Origin of the sequence: Kyrpidia sp., from assembly GCF_023512215.1 — a bacterium.
In the GTDB taxonomy this organism is placed as follows: Bacteria; Bacillota; Bacilli; order Kyrpidiales; family Kyrpidiaceae; genus Kyrpidia; species Kyrpidia spormannii.
In genome coordinates this window covers 129,827-142,686 of sequence record NZ_JAILZZ010000001.1, presented here as the reverse complement: position 1 = coordinate 142,686, position 12,860 = coordinate 129,827, and the positions used below count along the sequence as shown (strand labels likewise).

Below are 12,860 nucleotides of genomic sequence, written 5' to 3'. Positions count from 1 at the left end.
CCGGAATCATTGGTGAAAAGTCAACAATCTCCTTTGTTTGAACAGCAAGTCCCGGATTTAACGGATAAAAAGGTGCAGGACGCGCCTGCACCCTCCCATACCGACACGCTTCGAAGTGTCAGTTTTCCTTACCAGAGGAGTAAAGCGAAGGCCAGCAACCAGGCCCAGGCTATCCACCACCACCACCAGCCGCCGTACCACCATCCGTATCCCGGAGCAACCCACCCTACGGGCTCAGCGTTCAGATAGGTGTCGACGGGCCGGGCCAACGCATGACGAATCTGATGCAACTGTTTGACATCTCCCCCGGACACCGGAGCGCTGGCCCAAGCCTGGGCGAAGGCAAACCGGGGAGCATAGTGACGCGGCACGCTGACCAGAACACCGTGAGGAGAGACCCGACGAATAATGCCGCGGTGCCTGCCCCAGGGTGTGCGGAAGTCCATCCACCGGCCCACATGTCGGCTGCAGACGGCGTACGCGTGAGCAGCAGCCATTCCAAGCACCTCCTTCCGTCGTCCTCTAATAAGAAATGTGGCAGAGAACGCTGCGGCAACGGACAACTGTACGGAAGGCACGGCAGCCTAGTCCCATTCGCCGTTCGGTGCGCCTGCGGCGCCAAGCCCAGGCCGGCCCGGTCAGATGCGGGGCGGTGTCAAATATGGTATGATAAAGACAATGTGCATGTCTGGAAAGGGGTCGTTCGTCATGAGCGAGCTCATTCAAATAAATGACATTGTCCTGGAGCGGCACCGGCCGGGTCCCGAAAGATCGCAAAGGGTCGATTACCGGGCGATGGCCCAAGCGGTCCCCGCCGTGGGAGTCGGAAAGCGCTACTGGATCCGCACCTACGGATGTCAGATGAATGAACACGATTCGGAGATCATGGCCGGCATGTTGCAAGAGATGGGTTATCGCCCGGCCTCGGCCCCCGAGGAGGCCGATCTGATTCTCTTTAACACGTGTGCCGTCCGGGAAAACGCCGAGGACAAGGTGTTCGGGGAGATCGGCCGGATCAAGCCCCTCAAGCGCCGCCACCCGGAACTGTTGCTGGGGCTGTGCGGTTGCATGGCCCAGGAGGAAAAGGTGCGGCAGTTTGTGCGGGATACGTTTCCCTATGTCGACCTCGTTTTCGGAACCCACAATCTCCACCAACTCCCGGAGTTGGTGGTACAAGCCATGGCCAGTCAGGAAACGGTGTTCGCCGTATGGGATCGGCCGGGCCAGGTTGTGGAAAACCTGCCCAAGCTCCGCCAAGACGGGGTGAAGGCCTGGGTCAATATTCAATATGGGTGCAACAAATATTGCACGTACTGCATTGTTCCGTTCACCCGGGGTCGGGAGCGAAGCCGGCTGCCCGAGGACGTGGTGGCTGAGGTGAAACAACTGGCCGAAGAAGGGATTCGGGAAGTCACCCTGCTGGGGCAGAATGTGAACGATTACGGACTGGACCTGGGGGATGTGGATTTTGCCGACCTGTTGCAATATGTGGCGCGGATCCCGGGGATTGAACGAGTGAGGTTCACCACCTCCAACCCGTGGAATTTTACAGACAAACTGATCGATGTCATCGCTGCGGAAGAAGCGATTTGTGAACACATTCATCTGCCCGTCCAATCCGGGAATAACCGTATTCTCAAACGCATGAATCGGGGGTATACCCGGGAGACTTATTTGCAGCTCGTCGAGCGGATTCGCAACCGAATCCCCGGGGTCAGCCTCACGACCGACATCATCGTGGGATTTCCGGGTGAAACGGAGGAAGAGTTCCAGGACACGCTGGACCTCGTTCGGACGGTGCAGTTCGACAATGCCTTTACGTTCCTGTATTCCCGGCGACAGGGGACGGCGGCGGCCCGCATGAAGGATGAGACCTCCTTGGAGGCAAAAAAGGATCGCCTGCGCCGGCTCAACGAACTACAAGCGACGATATCTCGGCGGTATCACGAACAGTTGGTGGGGAAGACGGAGGACGTGCTGGTGGAGGGAGAAAGTAAGACGAATCCGGAGATCTTGGCGGGACGGACCCGAACGAACCGTCTGGTCCTGCTTCAGGGATCCCGGGAGTTGATCGGTCGGACTATTCCAGTCCAGATCGTCGGGGCACAAACCTGGCTGTTGCGGGGGGAACCGCACCCCGCGATCCGGGAGGTCACAGGATGAGGTGCGAGACGGCGGAGGAAATTCGCCAAAAGGCACAGATCCTGGCTCAGATGATTCGGGAGTCCGAGGAAGCGGCCCGCTACCGGGCCTGCCGCCAGAAGATCGCCAGCAACAGTGAGGTGCAAAGTTTGTTGAAGTCGCAGAAACGCTTGCAGATGAGCGTCTCTGCCCTGAAGATGCGCTGTGCGCCGATGGAGAAAATCCGCGCGGCGGAACGCGCCCTCGAAGAGGTGGAGGGGCGGCTCAGGGCTATCCCGGCGGTGGGACAGTACCAGGCCGCTCAAGAGGAGGTCAACCTCTTGGTGCAAGGGGTGGCCGAGATCATCGCCCAGACGATCTCTTCCCGGTTGCCCGTAAAAGTTTCCGCAGGAGGGTGTTCCGGGGGCTGCGGCGGATGTACCACGTGTGGGGTGCAACCGGTGCCGTAAATCCCCGCCGGATTGGGGATGTCGAGAAAACGGGATAGCCGTCGGCGTGTCGGCGGCTCTTCCATTTTATTGTCGGTTGTGCGAAACAGAGATCACGGAAAGGAAGTCGGGACAACATGTCTTACACCCCGATGATGCAACAGTACCTGGACGTCAAAGGCCGTTGTCCGGACGCCTTGCTGATGTTTCGCCTGGGGGATTTTTATGAATTATTTTTTGAAGATGCGGAAATTGCCGCCCGGGAATTGGAGATCACATTGACCGGCCGGGAAGCCGGGGGTGGTCGGCGGGTTCCCATGTGCGGCGTCCCGTACCACGCGGTGGAGGGCTACATCGCCGCCCTGGTGGAGCGGGGCTATAAGGTGGCGATTTGCGACCAGATGGAGGATCCGGCCCTCGCCAAGGGATTGGTCCGGCGGGAGATCACACGAATCGTAACGCCGGGAACGCTTCTGGAAGACCGGGGGAAAGAAGAGAAGGAGCAACGCCTCATTGGCGCCGTCATTCCGATTCCGGAAGGGTGGTCTGTAGCTTTTGCCGATCTCTCCACCGGAGACCGTTGGGCCGGGGCCGCCCACAGCATTGAGCAGGTGATGGATGATGGGCTCCGGTACCGACCCGCCGAATGGCTCATTCCCGAGGAAGCGGCTGGCGAGCCTTGGGTCACTCAACTTAGCAAGTCCACGGAAGCCATTCTGACACATCGGGGCCACGGAAAAAAAACATTCACTCGGATGGAGAATGGGGGCTGGGACGACCTTCCGGAAGCCGGTGGGGAAGAGGCTCTTGCAGCCATCGCGTCGTACATCGAGGAGACCCAGCGGCGCCAGCTCGTTCACTGGAAGCCCGTTCAACCCCTCCACGACGCCACCTACATGGCGGTGGACGCCTTTGCCCGGAGAAATCTGGAGTTGGTTCAAACGGTTCGGGAGGGACGGCGGACGGGGTCATTGTTGTGGCTGTTGGATGAGACGGTGACCGCCATGGGCGGGCGGCTCCTCCGGCAATGGCTGGAAAGGCCTTTAATCGACCCTGGCGCCATTGCCAGGCGCCAGGATGGTATCGAAGAGTTGGTTGGACAGTGGATGCGGAGAAATCAACTGCGAGAGGACCTTCGCTGCGTGTATGACCTTGAGCGGTTGCTGGGCCGGGTGAGCTATGGCAGCGCCGGGCCCCGGGATCTGCGCGCCGTGGCCCAAAGCTTGAGCCAGGCTCCAAAACTGGCCGCCGGGCTGGCCGGCGCCAGATCCTCCATCTTGGCCGATATTGAGAGACGCCTGGACCCTTGTGAAGAAGTGCGGGATCTCCTGGACCGGGCCCTGGCCGACGACCCTCCGGCCACAGCGAAGGAACCGGGCGTCATCCGGGACGGGTTCTCTCCAGAACTGGATGAACTGCGCCGGGCATCCCGGGAAGGGCGAAGCTGGATCGCCGCCCTCGAACAGCGAGAGAGGGAGCGAACGGGAATCAAATCCCTCAAAATCGGTTATAATCGCGTATTCGGCTATTACATAGAAGTTACCAAAGCCAATCTCGCCCTGGTTCCAAGGGAATATGAGCGCCGTCAGACCTTGGCCGCCAGCGAGCGGTATGTGACCCCGGAATTGAAAGAGATGGAAAGTCGTATCCTCGATGCCCAGGAGCGGGCGGAGACCATCGAGTACCAGTTGTTCGTCGAGCTGCGGGGCACCGTGGTAAAAGCGCTCCCCCGCCTCCAGCGTCTGGCCGGGGCGATGGCCGAATTGGACGTCCTTTGTGCTCTCGCCGAGGTGGCGGCAAAACGCCGATACACCCGTCCTGTTGTGGATGACAGTTCGGTCATTGAGATTCGCGGCGGCCGACACCCGGTGGTGGAGGCGGTCCTGCCCGATGGCACATTTGTGCCGAACGACACTTTTCTTGATGGTGACAATCGGCGGGTCGCCCTCATCACCGGTCCGAACATGGCGGGGAAAAGCACCTACATGCGCCAAGTGGCCCTGATCGTACTCCTCGCCCAAGTCGGGTCTTTCGTTCCCGCGGATTCTGCCCGGATTGGCATCGTCGACCGTCTCTTCACCCGAATCGGCGCGGCGGACGATCTGGTGGCGGGCCAAAGCACCTTTATGGTGGAGATGGTGGAGTTGGCGACCATCCTCCGAAACGCCACCCCCCGCAGCCTGATCATCCTCGATGAAATCGGGCGGGGAACCTCGACCTATGACGGGATGAGCATCGCCCGGGCTGCGGTGGAGTATATTCACGATCCCACCCGGGTGGGGGCCCGAACTCTGTTTGCGACCCATTATCACGAGCTGACTGGCCTCGCCGACGAACTACCAGGAGTCCATAATTTTTCCACAGAGGTCCGAGAGGATTCCGGGGGAATCGTATTCTTGCATCGTTTAGTGGACCGTCCTGCCGACCGCAGCTACGGCATTCATGTGGCCAGACTGGCGGGGCTTCCGGAAGACCTGTTGGAGCGGGCTGAAGCCATCCTCACAAGCATGGAGCAGGTACAACAGGGCCTCTCCCAGACGGCCGCGGCTTGTGTCGGGGGAGAAGGGGGCGGTGCTGACCGAGATCTGCCGAAAGTTCCGCAGGAAACTGGGGGGCGGTCCACCGCTGATGAAGCGGGGCGGAGACTCGACAAGGCCCCCCTGCACCCGGTTCTCGAACGCCTCCGCAAGGCCCGGGTTCTGGACATGACCCCGATTCAAGCCCTGCAAGAGCTCTACGAACTACACCTTTTGGTCCGGGAGGAGAATGAACCATGAGTGCCATACATATTCTGGATCCCGGCCTGTCCAACCGCATCGCAGCCGGGGAGGTGGTGGAGCGTCCGGCCTCGGTGGTGAAAGAGCTCATCGAAAACAGTATCGATGCCCAGGCCACCCATATTCGCGTCGCCGTGGAGGAAGCGGGGATGAAAACCATTCGGGTGGTGGACGATGGCACGGGCATGGATCGGGAAGACGCCCAGCTGGCTCTGCGGCGGCACGCCACCAGCAAAATCGCTTCAGAACGGGATTTGTTTCGGATTCGAACCCTGGGGTTTCGGGGGGAAGCCCTGCCCTCCATCGCCGCGGTCTCAAAACTGGTGCTGAAGACTCGTCGCCGGGAAGATGACGCCGGTACCGAAATTCGGGCGGAGGGGGGAACCATTGTCTCCACGGCCGAGGTCGGGATGGCGCCCGGGACGGATATTTTCGTTGAGGAGTTGTTTTTCAACACCCCCGCTCGGCTAAAATACATCAAGTCCCTGCACACAGAGGGCGCACATGTGGTGGATGCGGTGACCCGGGCGGCCCTGGCCCACCCGGAAGTTGCTTTCACCCTTTCCGCCGATGGGCGACCTGTCGCGACAACCCCGGGGGACGGGCGATTGCTCCACGCCGTGGCGGCGCTGTATGGACGGGATTTGGCGGAAAAATGTATCCCGGTGGAGGAGCGGGGCCTTGATCTGCGGGTCTGGGGGTTGGCGGGGTTACCCGAGATCCACCGGGCGGGCAGGGGGCACGTGATGTTTTTTGTCAATGGACGGCCAGTTCGCAACCCGGCACTGACCCGAGCGGTGCTCGACGTCTACGCGGGAAGACTCCCAATCCACCGAAACCCAGTGGTATTTCTTCATTTGGAGCTGGATCCCGGCCTCGTGGATCCCAATGTGCACCCGGCCAAACTGGATGTCCGTTTTAGTGAAGAAAGGGATGTGGCGGGGGCGGTGGAGAGGGCGCTGGGCCGGGTTCTGGACAGAACCCGGGCCATTCCAGGTCTGCACTCGCCCACCGGAGGGCCGCGAGAAGGGCGCAATCCCCCTCGCCAAGGGCCAGATGCGGCTGCAGGCGATGCGGCGCAGAAGGCTCACAGAGGCTCCGGGGCGCAGACTCTCCGGGAGAGCCAGATGGCGTTTCGGTGGGACAGTCCCCCGGGAGGAGGGAGGTCACCTTCGAGTCCGCTGGCCAGGCGGCGAACCCTGGAGGCCCTCGCCCCGATCACTGCTGAAGAACAACCCGAAGCTCCCGGGGAGCGAGAGGGGGAGACCGGATCTCGGAGCAGTCTTGGGCCAGAGGTCCCTGTGGATTCGGAAAGAACGGAAAGCAATAGGACAACGGAAGAGGCAGCGGCTACCGTGGAGCTTGAAGGAGTTGGAGCGGCGGGTGTCCGGCCCCGGGTTCCCGAACTGCGGGCGGTGGCCCAGGTGCTGAACCTGTACATCGTCGCCGAAGCGGAAAACTCTTTGTTCCTGATCGACCAGCACGCCGCCCACGAGAAGATCTTATACGAGCGGTTTTCCCGGCAGATCACCCGGCGGGAAGTGAGCCCCATGCCGCTGTTGGTGCCCATCACTGTGGAACTGAGTGTCGCCGAAATGCACCGGTTGGCTCCTCACCTCGACATGATGAAAGAGTACGGGCTGACCGCGGAGCCTTTCGGCGACAATGCCCTCGTGGTTCGCACGGTTCCCGACATCTGGGATGGCCAGGACGTCACGGCGCTGACCCGGGAGTTTTTGACCGAGTACGTCGAGCGGCCGATAGGACAAGATCCCCGAAGACGCCTGGAGCAAGGAGTGATCACCCGGGCCTGCCGGGGAGCAGTGAAAGCTGGACAGCCATTGTCCATGCCGGAGATGCAGGCACTTTGCGACCAACTCCGGGAACTGGACAACCCCTTCTCCTGCCCCCACGGGCGGCCCACGATTCTGCAATGGACCCGACGGGACTTAGATCGACAATTCCAGCGGATTCAGCACTAGGGGAGGGTGACCATGACGGCTGATCTTCAAGGGGTTGTGACCACCGCTGCCCGGCCAAACCCCGAACTCCTTCACCGGGCCGGGGAGATCGCCCGACGTCTGGGACTGCCCTTGGTGTCCCGGGACCGACGCACACTGGACGAGATTTTGGCTGAATACGCGGCATCTTTCTCCGCCGTGGCAACCCGGGAGGGAACATTCTTGTATGCGGACGGCCGGCAGTACCGTTATCATCCGGGAATGGCGGTGGTGCGCCTCCGTCAAGTGATACGCGGGCATCCCGATCCCCTACTCGAAGTGGGTGAGGTTCGGCCCGGAGATCGGGTGGTGGATGCCACCCTGGGCCTCGGGGCGGACGCGATCGTACTCAGCCACGCGGTGGGCCCGGAAGGGCGAGTCGTGGGCGTGGAGGGCCGGCCGGTGCTGGCATTTTTCGTGGAGGAGGGTTTGAGTACATACGCCTATCCGGCACTTCCTGAGCTCGAGGCGGCCATGCGACGCGTTGAGGTGGTGTGGGGGGATCACGTCGATTATCTGCGCCGACTTCCCGACCGGTCTGTGGACCTGGTGTATTTTGATCCCATGTTTCGCAAAACGATCTCCGCCTCCCGGGGCATTGATGCTTTGCGGGTATTCGGGGATCCGTCCGCTCTCCGCTTTGAAGCGGTGAAGGAGGCGGTGCGCGTGGCCCGTCGGCGGGTGGTGTTGAAAGATCGCCGGGATGGGGGAGAAATCGATCGCCTCGGATTTCAGCCGGTTCCAAAGGGCTCGGGCAGGATCCAGTTCGGTGTGATCGATGTCGGGGGTGGAAAATGAATCCGGTTCTGTTTATTGTCGGACCGACGGCCACGGGCAAATCGGACGTGGCCATCCGGGTGGCCCAACAGATCGGAGGGGAGATCATCTCCGCGGACTCCATGCAGATCTATCGAGGTATGGATATCGGCACGGCGAAAATCCCCCCCGAGGAGCGGCAGGGCGTTCCCCATCATCTGATCGACGTGGTGGATCCGGATACACCCTTCACCGTCGTGGACTATCAGAGGTTGGCCCTTGAAACGATTGAGAACGTGTCTCAGCGTGGAATGCGGGCGATTGTGGTGGGGGGGACGGGATTATATGTGAAAAGTCTCACCCATGGGCTGGATTTTTCCCCGGCCGGAGAGGACCCGGGGTATCGACAAGAACTGCGAGCCCGGGCTGCCCGGGAAGGTCCTGAGACCCTGCACCGACTTTTGGCCGAGGTGGACCCGGAGACCGCCCGCCGACTTCATCCCCACGATGTTCGGCGGGTCATCCGGGCCTTGGAAATCTACCATCTGACGGGGCTGCCCATGTCCCATGCGGCGGGGCGGCGGGGCTCCCGCATCCCCTTTCTTATGTTCGGCCTCACCATGGAGCGCGCAGCCCTGTATCGACGGATCAATGACCGCGTGATTCAAATGGTCAAACAGGGTTGGGTTCAAGAAGTTCAGAGGCTTCTGGAGCGCGGATATTCCCGGAACTTGACTTCGATGCAGGCCATCGGGTACAAGGAATTGGCCGATTATCTTGCCGGTGAGATGACCCTGGACGAGGCGATCGAGAGGATTCAACGCGGAACCCGGCGATACGCGAAGCGACAGTGGAGTTGGTTTCGGGCCCAGCCGGTTCACCAGTGGCTGGACGTTGGAGGGATATCCTTGGAGGAGGCCGGTCGGAAAATCGCAGAAGCTATAGGAGGGCGGAAGGGATTTCGTAAGGCGTAACGAATACATTAGGGAAAGATGGGTTAGAGAGGGGCCGTGTAGGTGAACAAACAGACAATGAATATTCAGGACACGTTTTTAAACCAATTGCGCAAAGACAACATCCCGGTGACGGTGTATCTGGTGAACGGCTTTCAAATCCGGGGCGTGATCCGGGCATTTGACAATTTTACCATTGTGGTGGAATCAGAAGGCAAGCAGATGATGGTGTATAAGCACGCCATCTCTACGTTCACCCCCCAGAAGGCGGTGTCCTTGCACCCACCCGCCCAGACCGGGGGAGACGAACGGCGCGACGTCCCTCCGACTGATGCTTCCCGGTCGTGACTTGCAGAACGGTGGGAGGGATTCGCATGCATTTTGATCCACATGAGCACCCCCACCCCTCTCGGCGAGTGGCCATTTATGCCCGGCGGGGAATGGTGGCGACCTCCCAACCTCTGGCTGCCCAAGCGGGACTCGACATGCTCCGGCGGGGCGGCAATGCGGTGGATGCGGCCATCGCCACCGCCATCGCACTGACTGTCGTGGAGCCGACATCGAACGGGATCGGAGGGGACGCCTTCTCCTTGGTCTGGAGCGGCGGCCGCCTTCACGGGCTGAACGCCAGCGGCCCGGCTCCCCACCGCTTGACCATCGCTGAATTGGAAAAGCGGGGGATACGGAAGGAGATGCCCAGGCTAGGCTTTGCGCCGGTCACCGTCCCCGGCGCCCCCGCAGCTTGGGCGGAGCTGTCCAAGCGGTTTGGCCGCCTCCCGTTCGCCGCGTTGTTTGAACCCGCCATTGAACTGGCTCAGGCCGGATACCCGGTCTCTCCGGTGACAGGGGCGGCATGGGAAGCCGCGTATCGCCGATACGAACAGGAACTTACCGGACCGGAGTTTTCCGCTTGGTTCAGTACCTTTGCCCCGGAGGGAAGGGCCCCTCGAATTGGCGAGATTTGGCGGTCGCCAGATCACGCCGAAACCTTGCGCAAGATCGCCGAGAGCGGGGCCGAGGCTTTTTATCGGGGGGAGTTGGCCGAGCGGATCGACCGATTTTCCCGGGAGTACGGGGGGTTCATCCGCTTGGAAGACTTGGTGGCATTCCGCCCAGAGTGGGTGGATCCCATCCATGTGGATTACCGGGGCTACGATGTGTGGGAGATTCCGCCCAACGGCCATGGCCTGGTGGCCCTCATGGCCCTCAATTTGCTCAAAGGCTTTGACCTATCCGGCCGCAGCCCGGCAGATCGATACCATATCGAGATTGAGGCAATCAAACTGGCTTATGCGGATGGCCGGCATTATATCGCCGATCCTCGGTTTATGTCCGCCCGGGTGGAGGATCTGCTCTCTGAGGGATATGCTGAAGAGCGCCGTCGGTTGATCGGAGAATCGGCCGCTCGTCCGAGCCCGGGCCGGCCGCAAGCCGGGGGGACGGTGTATCTTTGCGCGGCCGATGGCGAAGGAAACATGGTTTCCTACATTCAAAGCAATTATCAGGGGTTCGGATCGGGGCTGGTGGTACCCGGGACGGGCATTGCCCTTCACAACCGGGGAGCGAATTTTTCCCTGGATTCTGCCCACGTTAACGCCTTGGCGCCGGGGAAAAGGCCTTATCATACCATTATCCCAGGATTTCTGACCAAGGCCGGCCAAGCGGTCGGTCCCTTTGGGGTCATGGGTGCATTCATGCAACCCCAGGGTCACGTCCAGGTATTGGTCAACATGATCGATCTTCATCTTAATCCTCAAGCGGCCCTGGATGCTCCCCGGTGGCAGTGGCTCGAAGGGCGCAAGGTTGCCGCCGAATACGGAATCCCTCCCCATGTGTTGGAATCTTTGTCTCGCCGAGAACACGAAATCACTTGGTCGGCCGATACCGCTTCCTTTGGCCGGGGCCAGATCATCTGGCGCCTCGACAACGGCGTCCTTGTCGGTGCGACGGAACCCCGGGCTGACGGCCAGGTGGCGGCGTGGTGAGAGAGGGTTCAGGAATGATTCGCTGATTGAAAAGGTCATTGACAAAACTCGTTCTATTTTGATATAAGTAGACAAGGAGGAATCGTACAAAAGGGGGTATGTTTCGGGAGGTGGGATATAAAGCCGCGGAGGGATGGTCAGAAAAGCAGTATGTTTTTGCGGCAGGATTTGCTGAACTTCCCAAAGGGACGACCGCGCACGAGGCATACCGCATCGTGGCGTTCGTGATGGTCGTGGATTCACGAACGGACATCATAGTAGATGCGGAATTCTCTTTTGCCTTGCCCCTTACGGGGGAATTTGTTCGGTCATTGGTGATCGGACAAAATGTGATGAGTGGACTGGAAGAAATTCAAGACAGAGTCCGTACGCGGTTCTTGGCGCCGGCTCAAGGAGCCCTGCTTCAAGCTGTCCGAAGTGCTTTTGACCGGTATCGCGAATGGAAGGTCCAGAAACAATAAATTTTTTGCTGGTTGTTTGCGGGGGATGTGTATCGATGAGGTACACGGCTTCGTAGAGCAAACAGGCCCGGCTGATGATGATTCCCGTGGGGAAAAGGCATTGGCTGGGCTATTGTTTTTCATGTGGTTCGTAATCCAACAGTGGAGGTGTCTGCATGGGGAAAGGGTGGCGTTTTTTCGCGGCAATTGCATTATCCAGTTTTGTGATGACTGCCTGTGGTGCTGCAGGTACATCCACATCCGGGAATAATAACGCAGGAGAGGGAACCTCCGGAAAGGAGTACAAAATCGGGGTAGATCTGGAACTTACGGGACCCTCTAGTGTATGGGGCGAACCGCAGATTCACGCGGTGGAAATGTTGGTGGATGAGGTCAATCAGCAAGGAGGGATCAATGGAACGCCCATTCAGTTAGTTAAATACGACAATCAGTCAAAAGAGACTGAGTCTTTGGTTGTTGCCAAAAAACTTGTTGAACAAGATCACGTACTAGCCATCATCGGGGCAGGGGCGACACCGACGACAATGCCGCTTGTTCCGTATGTCACCGAACAAAGAGTTCCACTCGTATCCGTGGGATCAGGCGACGCCATCGCATCTCCAGCATCGGAACGCAAATGGGTGTTTAAAACGCCGGTTAGCAATCAGAGCATATCGAAAAAAATCAGCGAATACTTAAAACAAAAAGGATGGACCCGGGTGGGCTTTTTGTCGGTGAACAACGCCTACGGCGACAGCGGAAAGAGTGAATTCGTAAAGACAGCTCAATCCTATGGAATACAGATTGTAGCCTCTGAACGGTTCGGCGCGACGGATACCGACATGAAGCCGCAACTGACATCCGTAAAAAATGCCTCCCCAGATGCGCTAGTGGTCTGGGCGATCCCCCCTGCGGCGTCACTGGTGTTAAAGGGATACCATGAACTCGGGCTTAATACCCCGATATTCTTCAGCTCCGGAGCGGGATCGAACAAGTTCGTGGAGTTGGCGGGAACCGATGCTGCTGAAGGTGTTTATCAGCCCCAGAGCAAAATTTGGGTGATCGATCAATTGCCGGACAGTGATCCGCAGAAGAAAGTGCTCCAGTCGTATGCACAGTCGTATAAATCGAAATACAATATCGACGCGAGCCCGATCGATGGAATGGCGTACGATGCAACCCTGCTTATCATCGAGGCATTGAAGACCATCAAAGGCGAAGTGACTCGCGATTCACTTCGGGATGCTATTGAACACTTAAATGGAGTCGTGGGAATAACGGGGATTTTCCACCTGAGTCCCCAGGATCATGTCGGGTTAACCGATAAAGATTTGACCATGCTTCAGTTCCGCAACGGTCGGTGGGTTATCGCGCAGTAA

The 12,860-nt window shown here is 59.5% G+C and carries 11 protein-coding genes; 10 read left to right on the top strand and 1 reads right to left on the bottom strand.

Annotation, left to right across the window (positions count from 1 at the left end; genetic code table 11):
- Positions 1 to 128: 128 nt before the first annotated feature.
- Entirely contained in the window at positions 129 to 497 is a 369-nt protein-coding gene (locus tag K6T64_RS00735) for a hypothetical protein (protein WP_288008205.1), read from the bottom strand.
- Between the two features lie 211 nt (positions 498 to 708).
- Here K6T64_RS00735 and miaB point away from each other — a divergent pair, with 211 nt between their 5' ends.
- From miaB to K6T64_RS00685, 10 genes are all read left to right on the top strand, one after another.
- The gene (miaB, locus tag K6T64_RS00730) at positions 709 to 2,163 is read left to right on the top strand and encodes a tRNA (N6-isopentenyl adenosine(37)-C2)-methylthiotransferase MiaB (protein WP_288008203.1); all 1,455 of its coding nucleotides are present in this window, start codon (positions 709 to 711) and stop codon (positions 2,161 to 2,163) included.
- On the top strand, positions 2,160 to 2,591 hold the full coding sequence (locus K6T64_RS00725; protein WP_170085597.1) for a YlbF/YmcA family competence regulator: 432 nt from the start codon (positions 2,160 to 2,162) through the stop codon (positions 2,589 to 2,591). Before miaB ends, K6T64_RS00725 begins: the two co-directional genes overlap by 4 nt.
- 116 nt (positions 2,592 to 2,707) lie before the next feature.
- Positions 2,708 to 5,347, top strand: a complete 2,640-nt coding sequence (gene mutS / locus K6T64_RS00720; protein ID WP_288008201.1) for a DNA mismatch repair protein MutS — start codon at positions 2,708 to 2,710, stop codon at positions 5,345 to 5,347.
- Entirely contained in the window at positions 5,344 to 7,329 is a 1,986-nt protein-coding gene (mutL, locus tag K6T64_RS00715; RefSeq protein WP_288008199.1) for a DNA mismatch repair endonuclease MutL, read from the top strand. Before mutS ends, mutL begins: the two co-directional genes overlap by 4 nt.
- 12 nt (positions 7,330 to 7,341) lie before the next feature.
- Positions 7,342 to 8,145, top strand: a complete 804-nt coding sequence (locus K6T64_RS00710) for a class I SAM-dependent methyltransferase (RefSeq protein ID WP_288008197.1) — start codon at positions 7,342 to 7,344, stop codon at positions 8,143 to 8,145.
- Positions 8,142 to 9,077: a tRNA (adenosine(37)-N6)-dimethylallyltransferase MiaA gene (gene miaA / locus K6T64_RS00705; RefSeq protein ID WP_288008195.1), complete on the top strand. Its 936-nt coding sequence runs from the start codon at positions 8,142 to 8,144 to the stop codon at positions 9,075 to 9,077. The genes K6T64_RS00710 and miaA overlap by 4 nt, the downstream gene beginning before the upstream one ends.
- A 57-nt stretch (positions 9,078 to 9,134) precedes the next feature.
- Positions 9,135 to 9,404, top strand: coding sequence for an RNA chaperone Hfq (hfq, locus tag K6T64_RS00700; RefSeq protein ID WP_407928403.1), 270 nt, complete (start codon positions 9,135 to 9,137; stop codon positions 9,402 to 9,404).
- Between the two features lie 26 nt (positions 9,405 to 9,430).
- Positions 9,431 to 11,041, top strand: coding sequence for a gamma-glutamyltransferase family protein (locus tag K6T64_RS00695; RefSeq protein WP_288008192.1), 1,611 nt, complete (start codon positions 9,431 to 9,433; stop codon positions 11,039 to 11,041).
- Between the two features lie 110 nt (positions 11,042 to 11,151).
- A complete protein-coding gene (locus K6T64_RS00690; RefSeq protein WP_232059659.1) occupies positions 11,152 to 11,502 on the top strand; it encodes a DUF3870 domain-containing protein in 351 nt (116 codons plus the stop codon).
- Positions 11,503 to 11,657: 155 nt separating this feature from the next.
- The gene (locus K6T64_RS00685; RefSeq protein ID WP_170085590.1) at positions 11,658 to 12,860 is read left to right on the top strand and encodes an ABC transporter substrate-binding protein; all 1,203 of its coding nucleotides are present in this window, start codon (positions 11,658 to 11,660) and stop codon (positions 12,858 to 12,860) included.